Origin of the sequence: Spirosoma sp. 48-14 (genome assembly GCF_001898575.1) — a bacterium.
Taxonomy (GTDB): domain Bacteria; phylum Bacteroidota; class Bacteroidia; order Cytophagales; family Spirosomataceae; genus Spirosoma.
In genome coordinates this window covers 13,393-37,022 of record NZ_MKUD01000031.1, presented here as the reverse complement: position 1 = coordinate 37,022, position 23,630 = coordinate 13,393, and the positions used below count along the sequence as shown (strand labels likewise).

General features: G+C 44.7%; 19 protein-coding genes and 1 tRNA gene. 10 read left to right on the top strand and 10 right to left on the bottom strand.

Going from position 1 to position 23,630, the window contains the following annotated elements:
* Positions 1-7: 7 nt before the first annotated feature.
* The 5 genes from BGO59_RS17395 to BGO59_RS17375 form a co-directional block, all read right to left on the bottom strand.
* Positions 8-1,159, bottom strand: coding sequence for a TIGR03364 family FAD-dependent oxidoreductase (locus tag BGO59_RS17395; protein ID WP_293685053.1), 1,152 nt, complete (start codon positions 1,157-1,159; stop codon positions 8-10).
* A 21-nt stretch (positions 1,160-1,180) separates the two neighbouring features.
* Positions 1,181-1,918 carry an HAD family hydrolase gene (locus BGO59_RS17390; RefSeq protein WP_293685051.1) on the bottom strand — a complete coding sequence of 246 codons (738 nt, stop codon included), beginning with the start codon at positions 1,916-1,918 and terminating at the stop codon, positions 1,181-1,183.
* A gap of 153 nt (positions 1,919-2,071) precedes the next feature.
* Entirely contained in the window at positions 2,072-2,809 is a 738-nt protein-coding gene (locus BGO59_RS17385; protein WP_293685050.1) for a response regulator, read from the bottom strand.
* A 13-nt stretch (positions 2,810-2,822) separates the two neighbouring features.
* The gene (locus BGO59_RS17380; RefSeq protein WP_293685048.1) at positions 2,823-4,562 is read right to left on the bottom strand and encodes a histidine kinase dimerization/phosphoacceptor domain -containing protein; all 1,740 of its coding nucleotides are present in this window, start codon (positions 4,560-4,562) and stop codon (positions 2,823-2,825) included.
* A gap of 361 nt (positions 4,563-4,923) precedes the next feature.
* Positions 4,924-6,402, bottom strand: coding sequence for a nicotinate phosphoribosyltransferase (locus BGO59_RS17375; RefSeq protein WP_293685046.1), 1,479 nt, complete (start codon positions 6,400-6,402; stop codon positions 4,924-4,926).
* Between the two features lie 155 nt (positions 6,403-6,557).
* Between BGO59_RS17375 and rpoN the strand changes: the two genes are divergently transcribed.
* The 5 genes from rpoN to BGO59_RS17350 all read left to right on the top strand — a co-directional run bounded on the left by rpoN (position 6,558) and on the right by BGO59_RS17350 (position 10,338).
* The gene (rpoN, locus tag BGO59_RS17370) at positions 6,558-8,006 is read left to right on the top strand and encodes an RNA polymerase factor sigma-54 (protein WP_293685044.1); all 1,449 of its coding nucleotides are present in this window, start codon (positions 6,558-6,560) and stop codon (positions 8,004-8,006) included.
* 105 nt (positions 8,007-8,111) lie between these two features.
* Positions 8,112-8,750, top strand: a complete 639-nt coding sequence (locus tag BGO59_RS17365; protein WP_367120203.1) for a hypothetical protein — start codon at positions 8,112-8,114, stop codon at positions 8,748-8,750.
* A 52-nt stretch (positions 8,751-8,802) separates the two neighbouring features.
* On the top strand, positions 8,803-9,600 hold the full coding sequence (locus tag BGO59_RS17360) for an enoyl-CoA hydratase-related protein (protein WP_293685043.1): 798 nt from the start codon (positions 8,803-8,805) through the stop codon (positions 9,598-9,600).
* A gap of 53 nt (positions 9,601-9,653) precedes the next feature.
* A tRNA-Arg gene (locus tag BGO59_RS17355) sits at positions 9,654-9,727 on the top strand.
* 218 nt (positions 9,728-9,945) lie between these two features.
* Positions 9,946-10,338, top strand: a complete 393-nt coding sequence (locus BGO59_RS17350; RefSeq protein WP_366936959.1) for a DNA/RNA non-specific endonuclease — start codon at positions 9,946-9,948, stop codon at positions 10,336-10,338.
* Between the two features lie 29 nt (positions 10,339-10,367).
* On the opposite strand, the gene BGO59_RS17345 is transcribed toward BGO59_RS17350, so the two are convergent.
* On the bottom strand, positions 10,368-12,065 hold the full coding sequence (locus BGO59_RS17345) for a hypothetical protein (protein ID WP_293685041.1): 1,698 nt from the start codon (positions 12,063-12,065) through the stop codon (positions 10,368-10,370).
* 411 nt (positions 12,066-12,476) lie between these two features.
* Between BGO59_RS17345 and BGO59_RS17340 the strand changes: the two genes are divergently transcribed.
* Positions 12,477-12,626 (top strand): nickel-binding protein, encoded by a 150-nt coding sequence (locus BGO59_RS17340; RefSeq protein ID WP_293685039.1) that lies wholly within the window; start codon positions 12,477-12,479, stop codon positions 12,624-12,626.
* A gap of 681 nt (positions 12,627-13,307) precedes the next feature.
* Here the strand turns inward: BGO59_RS17340 and BGO59_RS17335 are convergent.
* Positions 13,308-13,541, bottom strand: a complete 234-nt coding sequence (locus tag BGO59_RS17335) for a hypothetical protein (RefSeq protein ID WP_293685037.1) — start codon at positions 13,539-13,541, stop codon at positions 13,308-13,310.
* A 386-nt stretch (positions 13,542-13,927) separates the two neighbouring features.
* On the opposite strand from BGO59_RS17335, the gene BGO59_RS17330 reads away from it, so the two are divergent.
* Both BGO59_RS17330 and BGO59_RS17325 read left to right on the top strand, forming a co-directional pair.
* The gene (locus BGO59_RS17330; RefSeq protein WP_293685035.1) at positions 13,928-14,983 is read left to right on the top strand and encodes an FAD-dependent monooxygenase; all 1,056 of its coding nucleotides are present in this window, start codon (positions 13,928-13,930) and stop codon (positions 14,981-14,983) included.
* Positions 14,974-17,328, top strand: a complete 2,355-nt coding sequence (locus tag BGO59_RS17325; RefSeq protein ID WP_293685033.1) for a hypothetical protein — start codon at positions 14,974-14,976, stop codon at positions 17,326-17,328. Before BGO59_RS17330 ends, BGO59_RS17325 begins: the two co-directional genes overlap by 10 nt.
* A 387-nt stretch (positions 17,329-17,715) precedes the next feature.
* Here the strand turns inward: BGO59_RS17325 and BGO59_RS17320 are convergent, their stop codons facing one another.
* On the bottom strand, positions 17,716-18,003 hold the full coding sequence (locus tag BGO59_RS17320; protein ID WP_293685031.1) for a hypothetical protein: 288 nt from the start codon (positions 18,001-18,003) through the stop codon (positions 17,716-17,718).
* A gap of 888 nt (positions 18,004-18,891) precedes the next feature.
* Between BGO59_RS17320 and BGO59_RS17315 the strand changes: the two genes are divergently transcribed.
* Both BGO59_RS17315 and BGO59_RS17310 read left to right on the top strand, forming a co-directional pair.
* Positions 18,892-19,443: an RNA polymerase sigma factor gene (locus BGO59_RS17315; protein WP_293685029.1), complete on the top strand. Its 552-nt coding sequence runs from the start codon at positions 18,892-18,894 to the stop codon at positions 19,441-19,443.
* Between the two features lie 895 nt (positions 19,444-20,338).
* The gene (locus BGO59_RS17310) at positions 20,339-21,235 is read left to right on the top strand and encodes a hypothetical protein (protein WP_293685027.1); all 897 of its coding nucleotides are present in this window, start codon (positions 20,339-20,341) and stop codon (positions 21,233-21,235) included.
* A gap of 189 nt (positions 21,236-21,424) precedes the next feature.
* Here the strand turns inward: BGO59_RS17310 and BGO59_RS17305 are convergent, their stop codons facing one another.
* Together BGO59_RS17305 and BGO59_RS17300 are read right to left on the bottom strand one after the other, a co-directional pair.
* On the bottom strand, positions 21,425-21,829 hold the full coding sequence (locus BGO59_RS17305; protein WP_293685025.1) for a hypothetical protein: 405 nt from the start codon (positions 21,827-21,829) through the stop codon (positions 21,425-21,427).
* 229 nt (positions 21,830-22,058) lie between these two features.
* The gene (locus BGO59_RS17300; protein WP_293685023.1) at positions 22,059-23,627 is read right to left on the bottom strand and encodes a gliding motility-associated C-terminal domain-containing protein; all 1,569 of its coding nucleotides are present in this window, start codon (positions 23,625-23,627) and stop codon (positions 22,059-22,061) included.
* Positions 23,628-23,630: the final 3 nt, after the last annotated feature.

Genomic DNA, 23,630 nt, shown 5'->3' with positions numbered 1-23,630 from the left:
ACAGCCTTTATACGTATACACCTAACCACTGACGGATACTTTCTTCGGCGTAACCGGCTCCCGAACTCATGCCTTTCCCCCCAATACCGGTCACGATTCGAATGGTCGGATCGACATCATACTCGAAGATTTCGGCTGGGGTCTGGCTATAAAAACCGGCCCAGGCTTTTTTGATGGTAATTGGAAACGACACAATCCGTTGGGCTTCGGCCAGCATGAGGTCGTTGATGTAATCCTGCGTATGATAGCCCAGATCTTCAGCCTGGGTAGCGTCGGCATATTCGTGCGAATCCCCCACAATGATCGACCCATCAATGGCTTGCTTGAACAGGATATGAATGCCCCATTTTTTCAGTTCGGCCAGCGAATCGGGTGTTTTGATAGCCGCATACGACGGACATTCCTGAAACGACTCATACCGACGAATGGTCAATCCGGTCAGTATATTGCCGGGCAATTGAAGACCAGCTACAGGTTCGGCCAGGAGCATTTGCAGCTTACTGACAACTAATCCGGCTTTAGCCAAAATTTCCGGGTACAACAGACGAACTTCATGCCCTCCACAAATGAGTACACGCCCCCCTTGAAAACGCTGGCGGTTACTAAGGGTTACGGTAGCTCCTCCCCCATCCGGCTGCACATCAATAACTGCCGAACCTGGTCGATACTCCACACTGTATTTCTGCTGAACATACGCAATGAGCCGGTGAATCATCTGCTCCGGCTCCACACTCATCTCATCAGGGAAAAACAACCCGCCCACTACATAACCTGGCTGCAAGGTAGGGTATTTATCCAGGCACTCCGCTTTGGTCAGCAGCGAACAGGGATAACCAATCTGCCGGTATCGGTCATAAAGCTCATTGGCCAATGTCCACTCATCGTTGTCTGACGCGATGTAGATGGTCCCATTGGCCCGAACAGTCAGGTCAGTTTCCTGCTGAATACGCTGGTAAATCTCCAGGCTCCGACGCCCGTAATCGAACCATCGGCCAGCCAGCCCGGAGGGCACCACCTGCCCAAAATTCCGCACAGTAGCCTGAATGGGATAACGATCTTTTTCGAGCAGTAAAACCCGCAGCCCGGCTTTAGCTGCGTGATAGGCATGAAATGTCCCGAGCGCTCCGGCTCCAACAATAATCAGGTCGTAAGTAAGCATATATCGACGTACGTTCCTCCGCTACACTTCAATCTTTTCTTTTTGAGACTCAATCAGAGCCGGTAATTCGGCCAACGACCCAATCAATAAATCATGTGGATACGCTTCCAGTTGATCGCGGGAATGAGTGCCGTTGGTCACTCCCAGATTGAGCGCTACGCCAGCCGCCCGACCCGACAGCAGATCGGAAGGCGTATCGCCAACATTGATCACCGCTTTGGGGCTAGACACGTTTAACCAGTTGATAGCCCGTTCAATCATATGCGGATAAGGCCGTCCACGTTCTACTTCATCGCTGGCGATAGAAAGTTGGATAATACTCTGTGGACCGCCCATGTATCGTTTATCAAGCCCCTCGAGCCAGCCCAGCTTCTCCAGAATAATATCGGTTACAACCCGGTAAAAACCTGTGGTAAGCGCGATGGCAATTCCCTGACTTCGTAGATAGGCAAATGTATCCAGGCAACCTTCGGTTGGCGTAGCCCCATGATCCCGGTAATGCGCTTCCAGAATATGCCGGAAGGTGGCATACGACACATCGACCTGCCGCTGAATGTCGGCATGCAGTTCACCGAGTTGTTCTTTCCAGAGTGTCTCGAACACATACCGTTTGGCCAGGCCCTGCATAGCCAGAATGCGTTCGTCGGTCACGAACAGGCCCGTTTGGGCAGCCGCTTCGGCAAAACACCGCTCCACCTCGTGCTGGTCGGTAACGGTAGTGCCTGCCATATCAAAAACCACTAATTCAATGGGTTGCATGGATTGAATTTATCTGAGGAGGAGTAAAGCAACGGATTTTTTCAGTATGTGCCACCTACTCCATATTAAGAAATAGAGAATATTTTTAGCCGTTCGGCCTAGGTTAAGCCGGAACAGAGGGGCCCATCAATTTCCAGAGAGCTGGTAGCCTCCTCATTTAGTTCGCACAATGGTCAGCTTTTTCAGCAGTTCTTTCCGACCCGTCGCTGGGATCTGAATAGCCGGTCGATGGTCGGTTAGAAACAAATAATTAGATTCCACACGCTCAACGTAGTCGAGATTAATGAGCAACGAACGGGAAAGGCGATAAAAATTAGGTGCCTGAAAGTACTGCGCCAAGTGGCTCAGATTCGTGCTGATATGGTGCGTTTTCCCATTAGTCAGGTACACTTTCACATAAGCCCCGTCGGCTTCAACATAGAGCACTGTTTTGGGAGCCACTTTCTCATACCCTTTATCGACAGGTAGATACAAATACCCCGACGGCGTATTTTCTTCAAGTTCTTTGAGCATCGACTGGAAATAATAGTAGGCCAGTTCGACCTGCAATTTCAACTCGTCGTGCCGGAAAGGTTTGAGCAAATAGGCAGCCGGAAGCGTTTTCTTAGCCGCCTGAAATGTTGACGGCTCCGAATTAGCTGTCAGGTAAATAATGGGCATTCGATGAATTTCCAGCAGTTCACGCGCTGTTGTTATTCCATCAGCACTGGACCCTTCCAACTGGATATCGATCAGCGCCAGATCGGGCCGATGCTGCTTAACAGCTTCCAGGGCCTGATCGAATGTACGCGCAATAGCCACTACCCTATGCCCTGCTTCCTGAAGCGTTTCGCGCAGGTCCATAGCCGTAATGGTTTCATCTTCAACAATCAGAATCGTTAACGGATTCATAATTCCTCACTAACTACAGTTTATAGACCATACTAAACTGCGTTCCCTTTCCGCCTTCTCCCGTGCTGAACGAATAGGTTCCCGATAACTGGGCTACCTGCGCATCGATCAGTGCCATACCAAACGAGGTACGCTGAATTACTGGATTATCGTCCCAAAATGACGTTTCCGTAGTATCGAAACCAGGCCCATTGTCAGCAACTGTGCATTCAAGCTGTGCTCCCCGTTGGCGGCAGCTAATCCAAAGCTGAGGGGTAGCATTAGCAGGAAACGCATATTTACAGGCATTGGTTATCAACTCATTCAGGATCAACCCCATCGGCACAGCTTTATCGACCGTGAGCGACATGGGTACAATGGTAAAATGAGGCTCTAAAGATGCGTATCCAAACGTTTTCAAGACACCCTGCACGAGTTCCCGGACAAATTCGTCCAGATCAATCTGCGCCAGTTTCTCGCCATCATAGAGTCGTCGGTGTACAATTGCCATAGCCTGAATCCGTAATCGACTTTCTTCTACCGCTTTCCTGGCCGATTCGTCCGACAATCGTTTAGCCTGAAGATTCAGCAGACTGGCTACGACCTGTAGATTGTTCTTGACCCGGTGATTCTGCTCTTTCACCAGCGTTTCGTTCTGATGACTAATCCGCTGATTGCGTCGATTAAGCCGAAAAAACACCAGGCTCATAGCCGTTACCAGCGCCAGAAGTAACGATAGGGTAATGGTAAATCGACGCTGACTCTGCAAATTTTCGGTACGTAATATCAATTCACGATGTTGGGCTTTCAGTTGGGCTTCTTTTTTTTCAGTTTCATATTCTACATTGAGCCGGGTAATGGCTCCCTGATGATCGGCCCGAAAGGCATAGTTCTGAAGACTTTCCAACTGCCTCAATCGTTCGTAGGCTAGTTTCCACTGGTTCGTTTTTTCATAATAGCGAACAAGCTGAACATCAATACCTATCTGGGTATCGTAATCGTTCAGATTTCGCAATTTATATCGTTTTTCGGCATCGTTCAGCAATTGCCAGGCCTTGTCGAGCTTTCCGTTATCGAGGTAGATCCCGGCCAGTTGTGACATTACTTTCACTAAAATGTCTGCTTTCTTCTTAGCCTGAAATAAGGTCAATGCCTTCTCCAGATAGGTAGCGGCCTGCGGGTGTCGGGCACTGGCCAGGAGCTCTCCCAGCGCGGCATACACATCGGCGACGCCAACGGTATCGTTCAATCGTCGACAAGCCGCTTCGGCCTCGCTATAGAAGAACAGGCTACTGTCGTACGATGTTCGGGCCTGTGGGCGCTGGCTCGTCCAGATATTTGCGTAGGCCTGCCCCAACCCGATACCCGCTCGGGAAAGGGCAGTATCGGATTTCAAGGCCCGCGCAATATGCATAGCGTATCGGCCATAACGTACTGCCTCTGCCAGATGCCTTTGCTTGATTTCAATGTTACTTAGCCGGTAGTACAGTCGACTGAGCTGTTCCGAGAAACCTTTGGGTTCAAGAATACGAAGTGATTTGATAAAATATCGATGTGCATTCTGATAATCGCCCGTAAACGAGTAGGTTTTCCCATACAGGTAATAGGCTTCTGCCAGCAACAACGAATCCCGTTTTATCAATGCCTCCTGCTCTGTTTGCTGTGCCTTTTGCAGTCGATTGGTCTGCACTTTCAGATAGGAAGGCTCCTGCGCAAGGCCTGGGTGGAACGCAATTAGCCATAACCCTCCAAGGCAAACAAAAAAGGAACGCAAAGAGCACGCCATGGTGTGATAGTCAATAGGTATTCAACAACCCCTCTGCCAGCAAATCTACTCAACCTCTTGTTTATCTAGACAATTATTTTTCCCACAAGAAAAAAATGGTGATTGGCAAGAAAAAGTATAAGGTTGAGGTAGGTTCTCTTGTTACTGATTTTACAATAAGACTTATTTGTAAATATTTACCTGTCAGTAGGTAGCCTTTATTTGTTTCCGCTTTCCGTTTTTGCTCACACCTGCTCAATCAAAACGCTATGGTCAAACTTTACTATCACCCATCCATTCCTCACGCCTGACCAACCTGCGTCCGGGCTAGGTCCACGTCTTAGTGGGTTCTACGAGTCCGGTTAGCTGCTTATTTTTTGGTCTGACCTTCCCTAAGTTTAAGGATCAGTTCCGTTTTATGATCATGTAGCCGCTTTTCTAATCCTACCGGATAAATGTGCGGGTTTACGAAACGCTTTACGCCAGGGTGCAGGCCCGCCAGCTGTTCCTGCACCCGTGCTCGTACGTCATGAATGCCCGGCGAGGTATACACACACTGACCGTCCTGAAATACGGTCACTAGCAAGTCTTCGTGGGGTTGGTCTGCATTAAAACGACGACGCTTGGTAAAATCGAGGGGATCAATCATAGTGGCCGTCCCTGTCGATTCATGCATAACCTCCGTATCATAAATCATGTCGGCCAGAAATCCGCGTTCGTCCCGAAACCGGCGAACCTGCTGAATACCCGGTGTCGATATTTTAATGGCCTGTTCCGACAGCTTCATTTTATAAGACCACTCGCCTGTATCGTTCCGAAGAGCCGCTAGTTTATAAACCCCACCCAGCGCTGGTTGGTCGAATGCAGTAACGAGTTTGGTGCCAACACCCCAAATATTGATTTTGGCTCCCTGCTGCTTCAAACTGTTGATGATTGTTTCGTCGAGGTCATTACTGGCCACGATGTCAGTATCCTCAAACCCGGCGGCATCGAGCAGTTTGCGGGCTTCGATACTCAAATAAGCTAAATCGCCCGAATCGAGTCGGATTCCAGCCAGTCGGTGTCCTTGCTCCCGCAATTTCTTCCCCGTTGCTATTGCATGTCGAACTCCCTGCAAGGTGTCGTAGGTATCGACCAGCAGGGTAACATTGTTGGGCAACACCTGGGCATAGGTGTCGAAGGCATGCTGTTCGTCGTCAAACGACATCACCCAGCTATGAGCGTGTGTTCCCCGAACGGGAATATCGTAAAGCTTACCGGCCAGTACGTTGGAGGTAGCATCACAGCCCCCAATATAAGCCGCCCGGCTGGCTGTCATTCCTCCGTCGATCCCCTGTGCTCTTCGTAAGCCAAACTCAAGCAGTTTATCGGTGTCAACCACCAGCCTCAATCGGGCCGCTTTAGTCGCAATCAACGATTCAAAATTAATCAGATTCAGCAACGGAGTTTCGAGTAATTGGCACTGTAAAATTGGTCCCTGTACCCGAATCATCGGCTCATTTGGAAAAACAACCGTGCCTTCGGGAATGGCCGAAACGCTACAGGTCAGCTTCAAATTGGCCAGATACTCCAGAAAAGCCTCTTCAAACATCGGCTCTCCATCATTCCCCCGGAGCGTTCGGAGGTACCGTAGATCTTTTTTTGAGAAGCCGAAATTCTGGATGTAGCCAATCACATTGGCCAGCCCACAGGCGATTGTAAAGCCCCCATTGAATGGGTTTTTGCGAAAGTATAGATTAAAAACAGCCTCTTTCTCAGCCGTTTTCGATTTCCAGTATCCATATGCCATGGTCACCTGGTACAGGTCCGTCAGCAGGCTTAATGACGTATCGTAAAGCTTATTGGTCATGAGGGCGAAGGTAGTAACTAACAACTTCACAGAAAATTTATGTGCACAAAAACAAAAAATCGATTATTTTGGTCTGATAATTGTGAGGGGCAGTTTTGCGCTACCAACTTAACCGCTCAACATAACGGATCAACTCTACCGCTTATAGCATCAACATGCAGAAGTTAAGCCTATCCCAATCACTTCAGCAAAAGCTATCTCCGCAGCAGATACAATTTATCAAGCTGCTGCAGATACCAACCGCTGAATTAGACACCAGAATTGAAGAAGAACTGGAAATTAATCCAGCCCTGGAAGAGGGTATGGATGAAGAATATGAGCAAAAAGAGGAAGACGATCCGTACGATGAGGTAGACGAATACAAAGACCGTGACGACGATCTGGATATCGATAGTTACATTAAAGACGAAGACTATACGGGCTACAAAATGCAGGGCGACGGTAACTATGCCGAAGAAGAACGCGAAATGCCGCTAGCCACCAGCTCTAGCCTGACCGATGCACTACTCCAGCAATTTGGCTACCTCAACCTGACCGAACAACAGCGAATTGTTGGTCTTCAGCTCATTGGCAGTATCGAAGCCGATGGATATATCCGTCGATCATTGCAGGCAATTGTCAACGATCTGGCCTTTGGGCAGAACGTATTTACCTCTACCGAAGAGGTCGAAGCTATTCTGCATAAAATTCAGTCATTCGATCCCCCTGGCATTGGCGCCCGTACCTTACAGGAGTGCCTGATCCTGCAACTTCGCCGGAAAGACCCGGCCGATCCGTACAACGTACTGGCCATCCGTATCATCGAGGATTTCTTCGATGAATTCTCCAAAAAGCATTACGACAAAATCCAGCGACGACTTAATATTAGCGATGATTCGCTCAAAAAAGTCATTGATATCATCATCAAGCTTAACCCCAAGCCCGGCTCAGTCGAAGATGAAGCCGGAGCCGCCCAGTACCTGGTCCCTGACTTTATTCTGACCAATAACAACGGAAAGCTCGAACTGACGCTGAATTCTAAAAACGCCCCTGAGCTACGGATCAGCCGATCGTTTGCTGATATGCTTGATACCTACGACAAGAGCAAAAAACAGAACAAATCCCTCAAAGAAACGGTCACGTTCGTAAAGCAGAAGCTGGATGCAGCCAAATGGTTTATCGACGCCATCAAACAGCGCCAGCAAACCCTGCTCAAAACGATGAATGCTATTGTTCGTTTCCAGTACGACTTTTTCCTGACAGGCGACGAATCGCGGCTTAAACCCATGATCCTGAAAGATATTGCGACGCTGATCGACATGGACGTTTCGACCGTTTCGCGGGTTGCCAATAGCAAAGCCGTACAGACTGAGTTCGGGATTTATCCACTCAAATATTTCTTCTCAGAAGGTATTTCGACCGATACGGGCGAGGACGTCAGTAGCCGGGAAGTAAAGAATATTTTAAAAGACCTGATCGATGCCGAACCTAAGCTTCATCCCTTATCGGACGATAAACTGGAAAAGATACTCAATGACCGGGGCTACAACATAGCCCGGCGTACCGTTGCCAAATACCGCGAGCAACTCAATATTCCGGTCGCCCGGTTACGAAAACAGCTATAATTGTGAACAATGGATAATGTACAATGAATAGTGTATGAGCTGTATACTCTACTTTTGCATCATCGTTCATCATCATTCGGGGCCGCTCGCGCGGTTCATTATCCATTGACCAACAGTTTTGCCCGTTTTCTTTCGGTTATTTTTCATCCGTTGCTGATGCCAACGCTGTTGTTTGGCGTATTGCTGTTTCAGGTTCCCAGCGTATTGGGTATGGATGCCTTTTCCAGTTCATTACGACTCAGCTTACTGGTTCTGATTTTTGTAGGGACGTTTGCGGTACCATCGCTATTGATCTATTACCTCTTCCGCAGTGGTTACGTCAAAAGCCTTCAACTCAACACGCTTGAAGATCGACGGTTACCGTATTTTCTGACCGCCCTGGTTTATTTATTTCTGGCGTATTTATTCACCTTTCGGATGGAGCTGGTATCGACCGTTGCGCCTGAGATTGGTGTTTTATTAGCCAGTACAGCCATTTCTATACTGTTAGTGGGTCTGATCAGCCTGAGTTGGCAAATTAGCGCCCATAGTGTAGGAATTGGCGGAGTGGTGGGCGTTATCGGCAGCGTCATGCTTAAATTCAGCATCAACGATCTGTTCATCCCGCTGCTCCTGCTTGTACTTCTGACAGGATTTGTAGCAAGTGCCCGACTAAAACTAAATGCCCACACACTCTCACAGATCACCGCTGGTTTAGCCCTGGGGTTTGGTGTCAGTTTACTAACGGTAATTTGGCTCATTTAAGACGTTGTTTAAGGTATTGACTATAAATGGCCAACAACGCCCTTTAGCACGTATGTACGAAAACCTACTTTACGAAGTCACTGAATCCGTTTGTCGGATTACGCTGAATCGCCCGCAGGTATACAATGCCCTGAGCCCGGGGTTGATTCAGGATATTACTTCAGCCATTGAAGCCGCCGGTGCCGATGATGCGGTACGCGTTGTGGTTCTGACGGGCGCAGGCGACAAGGCTTTTTCGTCGGGCGCTGACCTGAAGGAAGGGTTTGCCAAAGCGGCCTCTGTAGGTGGTTCTCTACAATTAGGTGACTCATTGCGGAGCACCTATCATCCCATGATTCGGGCCATTCGAAACCTGCCTAAACCCGTAATTGGGCGAATCAATGGCGTAGCGGCTGGTGCAGGCTGCTCATTAGCGCTGGCCTGTGATCAGATTATATGCGCTGATGAAGCCTACTTCAGTCAGATTTTCATCAACATCGGCCTAATGCCCGATGCAGGCTCCACGTTCTTTCTACCACGGCTGATCGGTCCACAACGTGCGTTTGAGTTATGCAGTACAGGGCGTCGGGTATACGGTCCAGAGGCTGCTCAACTGGGTCTGGTAAGTCATTCTGTCCCCGCCATTGAGCTCGACGATGCTATAAACCAGGTAGTGGCCTATTATGCCTCAGCACCCACCCGTGCCATTGGAGCCATGAAAAAAGTATTGAATCAATCGTTGTATTCAGACCTCGACGACCAGCTTGAACAAGAAGCTGACAATCAGAACACTTTAGGTCAGTCGGCCGATGCGATGGAAGGGATAGGCGCGTTTCTGATGAAAAGAAAACCAAATTTTTCGGGCAAATAGGTTGACAATAGTGCTTTTTATTCCTACTTTTGCACTCCCAATCAACGGGAAATGCATTCGTAGCTCAATTGGATAGAGCACCTGACTACGGATCAGGAGGTTTGGGGTTCGAATCCCTACGAGTGCACTAAGATTATCAGCCACTTAGCTTAAAAACTAAGTGGCTTTTTTATTTAGGTTGCAATACATTTTCTCGGATCGCACAAAAGAGTTAACTTTTACCAAGAGTATATAAAATCATTTAGCTACGTCTGTTTACTGTTTTTAACAACCCTTTCGCTGACTCAGTGTAAAGAACCGTCAGATACGGCTCTTAAGGAAACTGCCCCTATTCCGGACGACAATATGGCGCTGGGCAATCCTGATGGTGCCAAGACATCAGAATCCAGTCCCAATGCTTACCTGGTTACCCGCTCAACCTATTCCCTTTCTTATAACAATTCGACAGGCATAGCCAACTGGTGTAGCTGGCATCTATCAACGGCCTGGAAAGGATCGGCTTCGCGCTATACAGGTAATTTCATCCCCGATCAGACCTTACCTGCCAGCTTCTTTCAGGCTAAGCATAGTGATTATACCAATACGGGTTTCGACAGAGGGCACCTTTGCCCGTCGGATGATCGGGATAGTACAGCCGAAGAAAACCGGACTACGTTTATCCTGACAAACATTGTACCCCAGGCACCACATCTCAACCGGCAAATATGGCTGCGACTGGAAGAGTACTGCCGGAATTAGTACTGAGGGCTGTCCAGATTCTTGCTTATTCACTTCTGTTTCAGCAGTTGCTGGATCAGTCGTTCTAAGTCCGTTTGCCTTTGCTTCATCACTTGTAGTTCCTGTTGATGTTGTTGATTTACCAGTTGCTGCTGCTGAATGGCCTTATCTTGTTGAATGCTATACAGGGTCAATTCTTCCACCTTTTCCAGTAGGGCAGCGTTCATCTTAACCAAATCGACCCCTTCTCTGTTGACCTCATCTGCCGAGGGTATCCCCGGTAAATGGCGGTGCTGGTCGATATAAGCTGCTACTGATGCCAATGGGCGAAGTTGGTAAGAAGGGCTAAAGACTTTATCGCTCCACTCACTAGGGCTGTTGATACGGAGTTTGTACCGGGCTTTGACAACCTCCCCCGTTTTGCTGACTGTCAGAAATTGGTCAGTGGTTCGGGTCGTTGGGCTATCATCTGTTAAGTTGGTTAAGGTTAATCCGCTGGTATTGGCTGACGGACTGACGACTTCCAGGCGGTTAGTGGGAGCTGATGTGCCAATGCCGACGTTCGCCTGATGGCCCAGAACCAGCGCGTTACTAGTCGCTACCCGACTGTTAGCACCAATGGCGATGGCGTTTTTCAGTCCATCTTCCGCCTGGCTGTTGTAGCCCATCAGCACATTGTCGCTGCCATCGGTGATGGCTGTGCCAGATAGGGGGCCAATAATAATATTGCTACTACCTGTGGTAACATTATAACCTGCCTGATAACCCATGAAGGTATTGTTACTACCTGTCGTAACGTTGTAGCCTGCGCTATTTCCTGTAAACGTGTTCTGGGTGCCAGTCGTGCTGTTTGCTCCTGCCGCAGCGCCCAAGAGCGTATTATGCCCGCCAGTCGTATTTAGAAAGCCAGCTCCAAAGCCTAAAAAAGTGTTTTCAGCACCTACATTGTTTTGATAGCCTGCATTTAAGCCGATGAAGGTGTTGGAAAATCCTGTAGTATTCAGAAAACCAGCATGAAAGCCTACAAATGTATTTGCCTCACCTGTAGTATTATTCAGCCCCACTTTAGAGCCCACAAACACATTACCCGATACCTTATTATTATAGCCCGCCGAATCGCCAATGGCAACTATATTGTGTCCATCTTGATTATTGCTACCAGCAGCAACACCAATAAATACATTCGAGTAGCCGCTACGGTTGAAACTGCCTGAGCCATTCCCTAAAAATGTGTTGTAAAAGCCTGATGTATTTTGCCAGCCCGCAAATCCACCTATAAATGTGTTATTGTATCCTGTACTCGTATTTGTCCCCGAACTCATCCCTAAAAATGCATTCCCACCACCCGTTGTGTTAAATATACCTGCCTGTGCACCGATAAATGTATTACTTGATCCAGAACTTGTGTATCGGCCCGCTCCTGAGCCCACGAATACATTGTTAAAACCAGTATCTGTATTATTGCCAGCCTCCCAACCAATAAATACATTTACATACCCTGTTGTGGTATAACGCCCCGCATTCATACCTAAAAAGACATTTCGACTACCTGATGTAAGAGAAGCGCCAGCCCGATAGCCGAATAGCGAATTATTCTCACCCGATATTCCACTATTCCCTGCTTCAGGGCCAACCAGCGTATTATTATTACTTGGGATAGCTGAGTTAGGTGCTGTAGCAACATAATTGTTCTGAGCCACTAATGAGATCGGTAGTAGAATGGTTAACAGGTAGAAAAAATAGTTCATGAGTAAGAGTGACTGTGATTAATCTGGTAAATGATAAACGGTGATTCAGGGAGCAGAAATCATACCATAAGATACAAACATCTGTCGATTATTTCTACTACGATTCTATCAGAATCTGACTAAAAACGCAAAAAAGCCAGCCCTTTTCAAGGCCAGCGTTTATAAGTCTACTCATCCTAACAGCGGCTAAGTTCATAACCAGGCGGCTAACCGTTGACTCAAACAAATCAGGCTGGTTATCAAACGTTTGACACCTTTTGACTCGTATTTATTTAAACTAAAATGACTATGCCTAAGTATGTGATTGAATGGAAAATTCCTGGGGCTGGAAAGCTGACGGCTGAACAGTTGAAGACCATCTCCCAAACCTCTTGTCATGTTTTACGGAACCTGGGCCCACAAATTCAATAGGTGGAAAGCTACGTAACGACGGACAAAATTTACTGTGTCTATAATGTACCAAATGAGGAACTGATCCGCCAGCACGCTGTAGAAGGCGTATTTCCGGCGAACTCAGGGAGTAAGGTATCTGCCATCATTGACCCCACCAGTGCTGAATAGCGCTATGCTCTGGAGGCAGACGATTGCTAATATGTTGAAGGAAGCTGACAATCCTACTGACTGTCGGCTTCTCAATTAGCGTCAACTAGGAATAGACCCAGACTACTATTCGTCTACTTCAACCTTCTGACAGGCTTGTAATGCTCTGCCGAAAAAGTGAGTGCATCGGACACGGATTTTACGGAAAGCCTAGAATAATGAACCAGCAAAAGAGGCAAAAGCTATTATGCTGGTTTTGCCAGCAATTGGATTAGCGTTTTTGGTTTAGAAAAGTTTGTATCAGCCAGCAAAATGATTAAAACGCTAATTAATCTATCTCATGAATTACATTACTGAAGGTCACCTTCTAGATCATCTGCTGCCTACACTAAGTGAAGCAACTAAGGAACTTCAAAAAGCGGAAGACTGGGGAAAGTTGTTAACCGAATAGCAGGCCCAGGAGTATCTGCAACGTGATACAGATACACTTCGGTAGTACCGTGCGTTGGGACATGATTCTACAAAATCGGTAAAGATCGTTAATATATAAAAGGCATTATTGATGACTGGCTAGAATCAGTTACGGTTAATCGGCGAATGAAGAATAAGAAACAGGGCTAGACGAGAGCTTTTATCAACATAAAACCCCCGACGTTGTGCCAGAGGTTTGACTTAAAAAAGTAATCCAAAAACAGGTTCATTTTAGGGCTTTTCGGCCTGCTTTTCTAACTCTTCCAGTCGCTCCCACCTCTCGGCAAGTTTGGTCAGGAACGTCGTGATGCGCAGCGTGTGAAAGGCGATGTGATTGCGAAAGTCCGGGTTTGTTCGGCGCGGCATGTGCTTAATCCATCTAAAAAATAGCTCGTTAATTACGGCGACGTTATCTCCAGACCAGGCTTCGCCGACAAACTCCTTAATCAGTTCGTCAAGTTCCATACCATCCCCTCAAAAGTAAGCACAATACCCAACCAATCTTATTAGCTGATTGGTATACTATAAAAAAGATTGAAGCAAGGTAAAAACCATAATTCTACTCTATTCATAGATGGATGAATCCAGCCCAGTGACCATGTCTACTTCGTCAGGAGTTAATTGATCTGAGTTACATTCAGTAACGATTATCTAGCCTGTCCAGCAATTTAAATCGTCTTATCAACTCAGCCGATTGGTATTCGTGGTATGATATACAGCCAAAACGGGTAATTTTCCCATTGACATCCTTTATTATAAATCAGTTTTTTGCTAACTACCGGAGATACGGTTTATAGTCTTCGCCCATTAGACTAGAAGCTTAAGCTCCATAAATCAACGCGTTCGAAAAAATGCAGAATAAGGTGTACGACTTAGTGATTGTTGGAGCTGGCCCTGCGGGTTGTGCTGCGGCAATTCAATCATTAAGGGAGGGCCTTACTGTCTGTCTGCTTGAATACATGACATTCCCTCGGTTTCGACCTGGAGAAACTCTATCACCAGGAACCATAGAAGCCATCAACAATTTAACAGGGGTAAATTTATTAGAAAACTCAAATGCCATTTTACATACTGGTTTTGACCATATTATGAATGGCACTAAACATTACCATAGCTACGGAGGAAGTGAACATAATTGGGATGGAATCCATATTGAGCGCTCAGTTTTAGATTCAATTCTATTAAAGACGGTAATCGGCATCGAGCCCTCTATTGTAAAACAAACTAAAGCACTCAAACTCATTCAGCAAGAAGAACGAATTAGTATACTAACTTCTGAAGAGACAATAAAAGCCACTTACATCATAGATGCATCAGGGGCGAATAGCTTTGTAAGGCGTCAATTAGGGATTACTAATTTGATTTTTTCAAAGCCCTTACCAATTAAGTACCGATATGTCGAAAACTTGCGGCAGCAGCCAAATACCAGCTTTCTCATCGATAATACTGGATGGGTCTGGCAGGCAACCGTCAGTAAAAGCCTTGAAGTGGAGTGTCGATTGTTTTTTCCCAATAGTACACATTCCCCTTCAGCTCCTATTGAACGAAAAGTTAAAGATGGGGAATACGGAGCGAATGGAACCTGGCGAATTGCCGAGCAGTTGGCTGGAGAATCTTATTTTCTAGTAGGAGACTCCGCCTGTATGATAGATCCTGCTTGCTCCCACGGCATATTAAGGGCAATCTTATCAGGTACATCAGCTGCGACTGCTGTGGCAAAATGCTTGAGGGATTCAACAAACAAAGAGCAAACCAAATATGCGTATTGTGACTGGCTAACTGGGTGGTTTTTTGACGATTGCTTTCAGTTAAATAACGTGTATGCAAGTGTCAGTCACACCAACGACCCGATAGGCTTTCTTTCCCGTATTAATCACTACTACCCTACCCTACGTGCATGGATCTAGCAACAGAAGTTAAAAACATTTTCGAAAGCTTATTAGACAAAAAAGGCTGGCAAGACATTTTTCAACGCCATCAGGTTAATAAACAAACTAACCTGACTCAAACTCTTGTAGCTGTGGACAGGACCTGTCCAGGTTTTGAAGATTTTGCGGCTCCAAACGCCCACCTTATTAAAGCTGGCGACCCGGCTTTAAGCCTGCTGTATCATGCGGTGGCAAGCCCAGCTGTACTAAGTGATGATTTAGCTCAGGATGACTATCTTTCATTGGCCGAAATCGATCTAATTGAAAATTATATATATGGACTCACTCCAATAAAAAGTGCGGATTTAGACGAGCTATTCCCAGTCATATTTGCGTATGAATATCGCTGCGCAGCTAATACAACTCATAAAAAACATGCCGATTTTGTATTTAGCAGAACAGGTATTGGTCGCGTCGGCAATGCTCCTTCTTTCTTTGACAAGAAACGTAGAAGTTTTGTGCCTGACTCAGCTGTTCAGCATGAAACACGTGTAATGCCAGTTCGGTATGGAATTTTCATGGCTCAAAAGCTAAATTTTAACGATTTGGATAGACAATTACTTGGCAACAGCCAGCATGGTGATGATGACAGAGATTTTTTTATACCCGTCACGAAGTTGTTTACTGGCCGATCTATACAAAATAAAGGAGATATAACGATTCGCTTCAAAAGCTTTCATACAACCGATAGACTTCGACGAATATTTACGATAGGTGATTTAGAAGGGGACCAACAAAACAATTTATCTCAACCTCCTTTTGTCCGAGACACAGTCAATGGGGGGCTTAGTGTACGAGAGACGTCATTTTCAGGTAGCACTCTATACGAATCGATGGAAGCCCCATTAATCCGAGAGTGCCTTGTTTCAGCGGGTAATAATACTGGTCAAGTACGTTACGCTTGGGTTAATGTGCCACCAGCTCGCCCAGAGACAGCAGGTTTCAGTGCGAACCGACGCTACTCAACGCTTAGAGTTGGGCAATCTAAGTTATTAGCTGGAATTGATTATGGTGTGTCCGAAATTTTAGAGCGTTTAAGTGGTACACGTCCTTTTTTCTCACCACGCAATTGCCCAGAGTTCATCAATATGAGGCATAGACTAACTAATAATGGCTTGATTGATGATTTAAATACAATACCATCCGAGGCTGAATTTTTACAACTTATTCATGATGGGAACTATCGTGCTGTATTTTATTTAGATAATATTTGCGATGGCTTTATTTCTGCGGATATCACTTGTAATAACAAAAAACTTGGACTAGCCCCCGCGTTTTCTATCATAACCGCCCCTGATTTCTTCCCTTACGTTAAAAATATAGACTTAGCTGAATTTGAGGACCATTTTAAACAGGGAGGTCCATCGCCCCTTTGCGAGGGGCGCTTACTGGCTAATCAACGATTGCGTGACCCCCAAACCGATGCGACTATTTTTGGCGACGACGAAACGGTTGTATCGATTGTAGGATTCGCTCCCAGAGGCCTGGGAGTAGAGGAACCTGCCTCATTGGCTAGCACTCATCTTTGCACAACTTTAACAGATGGTGCTTCCAATATATTTGCTCCCGGATGGGATGTTACCTATGGTAGAGATTCACTGTTTTCACCGCCCTACTATCATACGGTAGGCCTGGGATTGCCATTCCCAGAGGATACAAAGCTATGTGCTGCTGCAAACGGCATGTGGGCAGCAGCCTCACCAGACGCTTCCAGAACATTCAATCGCAAGGATACCCCAACGGCTATACCGCTGACTGACGAAGAACTTGGCATTCATCCAGATTCTTTTGCCTCTCAATCAGTGGGCTTAAATTTTCGTGGTTGGGATGGTGAATATGGGCCTTTTATTACTAATAAGGATGGTAACTGGGGAGTTAATGGAGCCAATATACTTCGATCAGATTATGTGTCGAATGGCCTTCGAATGCTGTTTAAGTTTGATATGCTCAGACAAGTTGATTCCGCTGAGGTCATTCGGCGAATGAACGCTTTAGCAGCGGCAGTAGAAGCCCACGAAAACAGGAAAGTGAAGAAATCAGAATATTGGCTTATTACTTTCCGAACGATTCCAGATTGGACAAATGGGCTTTTCTTGCCAATAATGCCGACAGCCCTAGCTCAGCACTATATACCAATAGACAAATCGGATGATCCCCGGCTTGGAGGTAATGGTTATCTATTTGGTTTTGCAAAGGTCTCGGAGGAAATCCAAGAGACAAATGATCCCCTACGTATATTTTACTCATTTACAGACTCTCCCGTCTTTATTCAAACCAGCAAAACAGGAAATTTCGTTAGAATTATAGAAAGAAATATAGATTAAAACAGGTTGGGAATAACCTATCACCTAAGCGTAGTCTCAGTATGCCAAATATATTCCCAATGATTATCGAGGAGTAAGTAGGAGACTTACCGAAACGCCCCATTGACAATAAAACATGTTATTCTGGCTCTCACTTTCACCACTCTCCAGGACGGTTTACAGGCCCAATTGATCCCAATGGTGGGAAAAGTGAGAGCGAAAACAACATTTATTTCAAAGCGCTTCAGGTTGGGGAAGTCTCCCAGGTGGCTCGGTAGGGCTTTCTGGCATAACCTCGCACATAAGGAGTAACTAATACACGGTCGCCGGGAGCAATGCAGCATTCGTCTCCTGCTAGCCACTAAATTCAGCAAACAATTGACCCGGCAAACAGCCAGTAAGTAGCGATTACGGCAATACTCGGATGCTCTCAGCTACATTCCGTTTTAACCGTTCTAGAGCCATATCATTACCGCTGAGATAGTCCCGAAGGTACTGCTGGGCCTGCACGCCGACAAGTTGCCAGGCAGGGGCATACACGGAAGCGTTATCGGTGTTGTCGATTAGATACTCTAATTCGGCGCGCACTGACCAATACACCCGGTTAATCTGAACCGCACTGACTGTAGCTGGTAGCTCAATCAGGTAATGAGCTGCATCAATGAATCCCGTATTCGTCAGGTCTGAATAGTCCATTAGTCAACTAGTAAAGAGCTTCTCAAACGTACTTATTAGAACCGGAAAGTTAAAACTGAGGCCCGTAAAAAGCGAAAGAAGCCCAGCATACACCGGGCTTCTTTCTTTTCAGTTTTCTTAACGTTGAGTATGTAATCTATAAAGATGCTGCCTTTATCGCTGGCAGCTGGCAAAGTTCATAGCGTTACTTACTTATTAGCCTAAACTGTGCCAAGATCCTTTCAATAACCATAAAGCCCTGATAATTAGACACTAGTATTATTCTATTTAATTCGCATCATGCATGATTCGTGTGTAGTAGTAGACCGATTTCCCCGTACTTGTGGAAGTTTGGAGTCTATTAACAGTCAGCGCTTAACCGAGTGGGTGGAGTATTATAATCACCAGCGCTACCATGACCGGGTCGCCGGAGCGATCACTAGACAATGTATGGCCAGCAGATGCTTATTGGGACCGCCAAGCGCAGATCTTGGCCGAGCGGCAAAAAAACTAAGCAACTAACTTTGTCCCAACGACAGAAAAGCGGCCCACCGCTGTGGTCATATTTTTCAGCGCGTCCAAAGTGGGTAAAACCATCTTTTCTCTTTTCACCCGCATCTGTCCACTTTTGGCTGACCACATACAGTTATAAAGTATGTGCCTTTCTTTTCCTAGCACCGAACAGAAGAAGCCGACCGGAAACTTCGCTTTGGGCATTAATTACATTATTCCTCAAACACATATAATTAGCCTTATTATAGAAATAGTCTCATCAAGATACAATTACGCTTGTTTGTTTAATTTATACATCTTTCATAGTATCCATTTTACAGTTTGATTACATACATAGTTACATTATTACATAATTTATACAATACTACTAACTTCCGGCTGTAAACTAATAAGCCAATGGGAACTCATTATCTGAACTTAGATGACAGCAAGCTAATCAGGCTTTTCCAGGAAACTCAGCATCATACTTATTTCGAATTACTATATAATCGATATGCAGTTAAGGTTTATTCCAAATGCCTTTATCTACTTGAAAATGATGAGATGGCTAAAGACGTTACTCAGGATATTTTCATAAAAATTTTTTTAAATATAAATGCCTTTCAATACCGTTCTTCTTTCACGACCTGGTTATATGCCATAACGCATAACTGTTGCATGGATCAGCTTCGTATTAACCAACGAACGTCATTCAATCGTCTTAAAGAAGGATATGACGTCCCTTTTGATGACCAGTTAACAGATGATCGGCTGGAACGCATCTCTCAAATATTTGAAAGCTTACCTGCCTTAAATCAGAAGCTTCTTCGTATGCAATACGAAGAAGGGTTAGAACAATCTGAGATTGCCGATCAATTAAAAATTAAAGTATGCGCTGTAAAAATGCGTCAATTTAGAAGTCGCCGGAAAATCTATAAACTTTTTCTCCAATCGCTAAAGGATGAATAAGTTCACGGATTTTATCTAAACCATACTAACTGGCTGTATTTTTAGAATTACCCCAGTACTGTATCATTTTATTATTACCGATAAAGAGATAGACTATATCAAGACAATATAGCCTATCTGATACTGTTGAGGGTGTTAAGTTGGAAAGTATAAACCCTTAAACAATAATATTGCCAGCATTCTGCAACACGATATCTTTTCACAAACACACAATATATCCTTATAAAATACCTTTAATCCTATTCAAATTTAGTATAACCTTATTTATAGATAAATCTAAGCATTGGTTTAATTTCTTAAGCATAGCTTAAGCGAATCAAATAGTTGGTTTAATAGTCAACGCACAAATACACCACAAATGCCATCAACACTGCAAATGGCACCTATCGTGTTTATCTTTAATAATAGATTTAGATTACTACTCAAAGCTACATGCACTTTATTAGCGTAGTAAAACTGGTATGCTCTGGCTCATTTTGATGAAGCTTCTTATTGAGTGCATCTCCGTATTTAAGATTTTATTGCTCTTGGGTAAAAAAATCCTAATGCTGCTCAATCTTATAAAGTAAAGAATAATACGTCTGGATTTATTTTTTCAGTGTTACTATTCAACGGCTTTTACGAAGTAAGAAGTTCATGTCTGTACAGAATTAAAATTGCTGAAGTTGACTCTGTCGTTCTACTAAACAATAAGCAGATGTACATTTTCTACAAACTAAGGAAGCTTTTTACGGTATCTAAAAAAACTATTCGACTTACCGTTCTTATTATAATACTGGCTTATGTATTACTACTAAGCCTACTTTATTTCTAACCTATTTCTAACCCTTTCCTTTTCCCTTTCTGACCAAGATGGCTATTTAGACAGCCATATCGTTTTAACTACTACCTACTCATGTTATCAGATTACGAAGCAAAACCAGATCGGTTGAATACAAGCATCTTAGGGCATAGTTCATTTGTGCCTTACTCACTAAACAATATGGTTCAAATAAGTTCATTAATTAGTGGGTATAGCTCAAAACGCCTTGGGTTAAGGTATCTATTAGTAAAAAGTCTTGGGCCTAGATTAACGGAGTGGACAAATGAAAAAGTATTCTTTCGTAGAAATATAACAGAGACGCATTGCATCGATGCCTTCAATGAAATAATTAAAAATAATGAAACAATTATATGTCTTCGAATCGAATTACCCGTTTCGATACCATTAGACGACACCCAGTATTATAAGATTATTCGCTATTGCCTGTACAGTTTAGATGCGATGGAATCCCCAAGTGTGGTGTTCACTAATCCCACATCGAATAATACATTAGAGTTAATTATCCAATCATCTTCACTGTACCCTAACAATGAACTATATAAAAAGCACCAGTCGATTTTATATGAATTTATGGCTTTGCAGATTGCTATATGGCTCCTCAAACCGACGTATTATGGTATAAATTTAAATACAGCGCTGGGCACCAAAACAAGTAACTTATCTAACCTATCAAGTATTGAACAGGAACGCTACATTGGCAGAGCAATATACGATGCACTTGTCAGATATAAAGTTAAAAGCATTACCATGTTCTTTGAATTACTAAAAAAGAAATTTCAGATAGAAATAGACATTAAAAACAAAACAAGTAAGTATCTGTATTACAGGTATCGTATCATAAACTCACAAACCTGGCATAATTCGCATGAATTCCTATTGCCAACTAGTTGTATATACCAATGGATAAGTTTTAATGCCGTTTTTAATAACTTATGGATCGTTGATCGTATTATAAATGGTGTAAAATAAAGCTTATAAAAAATACAAAAACAACTAAAATAGCCTACACAAAAGCTCCTGTACTATGTCTCATGAGACATAGTACAGGAGCTTTTGTGTAGAAAAATACCATTATATTTTCAACAATTCAGCCTATTAAATAATTAAAAAACAATAAATGTCATGGATCATAAATCTAACAACTGCAAGCTATATTAATTAACTACTGTTCCGTTGAAATTCCTCGAGCACAAAAGCGATCCGCTCCAACTCATTTAACTGCCAGTTGTCAGCGTTCCTTAATCGCGAATTAAGCTTCCTTTGATCGAGTGAACAGGATTTAAAGATTTTTTGCTTCACTAAAAGAGGTAAGTTCATAATAAACGGGGCGACCATGTCAATTTTTTTTGCTGCCAGGGTTGGTAAATTCATTTCAATACAAAGCCTGTGTATCTCGCTGGGTTTCCATGACTCCGGATTGTACCTTCTTTTGTATTTTCGTTCAATGTTCAAGCCGGTTACATTCACAAAAGTTTTATGCGATATTCCTTTCAGGCTGGCTGTCCGCAATACGGCAGCGCGAAATCTAAAGTAGCTATATAAAATTTGCACTATTTCATTCATACGTTTAAGGGTTTAACGGGTATGTTTTTAATTTTTATCTGACCCCAAACACAAACGATATCCACTATACGTTACCGCTCACATGGCTTACCTTAATCTGACAGGAAAACCCTGTAAGCCGACAAGTGCATAAAATTCCGTTGGGAAGGCGTTCTGGTGCATGCCAAGCGGATTACAACCAGCAATGGCGGTATCCGTTCCAGGCTCCCTTCATTGGCTGCTGGAACGTTTATTTTATAGCTGTTATAGTTCCGGTCTGGTACGAAAATGGCGTTCGAATTGAGTAATAATAAATACCCGAGTCGATTTCACGTCCCTGATTTTGTACATTCCAGGGGGCATTATGATAGTCTCTCTGCGAATAAATAATGACGCCCCATCGGTTTACGATCGTAACCTGACTTGTTGGATAATATTCAAGATTTTCAATTAACCAACTGTCATTGACCCCATCGTTATTCGGTGAAAAGGCAGATGGCATGTATAAGCCGGGCATAACAAAAAGCTGAATCGTGTCACTTACAACACAACCGGAGTCATTTTGAGCGGTTAAGGTATAGGTAGTCGTTTGAGTTGGGTTGGCCACCGGGTTTTCTATAGTAGGAGAGCTAAGTCCGCTGGCAGGCAGCCAATGGTATGAATTGGCATTACTTACACGTGCATTCATTGGTACAGCCATACCGGCGATCAATGTTTGGGAGGCTGGCGCAGAGATCTCAATTCGATCGGCCGCCTTAATGCCAATTAGTGCTATCGTCCGTGATGAATTGGAACAGCCCTCAATAGTTACTTTAACGGAATAGTTTCCACTCTGCTTTACCGCATACGCAGCCTGGTTAGCTCTTGAAATAGGTAGCGTATCAGCATACCATTGATAACTTGCCTGGGGAATGAATGGTGTATCCAGCGTCATGGGCAGCTCCGCACAGGTGTCGCCCTTTACCGACAATGTCGCGGCTGGTACTGGTTTTACAAATCGCTTCTCATGCGCAGTTACACTCCGCTCATCACAAGCCGATGATCCTTTGAGTGTCCCCACAACCTGAATGTCGACCCAATTACCGGCCAATCCGGACGGGAAATAATACGTGAACCGGGGAGACCCCGATGGCCCACTGATTGACTTCCCATTGACGAACCATTGGTACGTTGCCAGTGGTTCTGAGCCCGAAACCACCGCTAGCAGTTCGACTGGCTGACCAACACAGATCAATTCTGTTGCTTTTAGCGTCAATGAAGGCAGTTTATCCAAATTACCCAAATAGGCATTCCCTGAAGTAGCTAACAGGGAAACACTATTGCCTACATTGATGCCTTTTGAATTGGGCGTTCGAAAGGGGTCTGTTTGATTATCCAGTAGCTCGGCTCGCCCTAGGCAATTCCCTTTGCGCTTAAACTGAAACAGAAGTATATCGGTATTGGCCGCAATATCAAAAGCCACAAGCGGATTACTGTTGTTAATAAAGCTAAAAAACAAATAATCCTTAAGAGGCTCCTCGATTGGCGCATCGACACGATCTTTCTGAAGCCAGTGCATCGATGCAATGGGCGAGGTCAAATCCGTTACCTCAAACCGATTAGAGCCTGTGCCGTGGGGTACTGCCAGGGTAACCTGAGCTGTGCTTAGTAAAGCCTGCCGTCCTGAATAGGCTGTCGTCGAACGCATGTAAACTTTATAAGTCATTCCATCGGCATCCAGCGCCAGGCGTAAGTATACCTGCGCCTGTGCTGAAATACTGATAAAGAAGCCCAGAACCAGTAGGCCAACATAGTTTCTACGTCTCTGACAGGGGCGCATGTC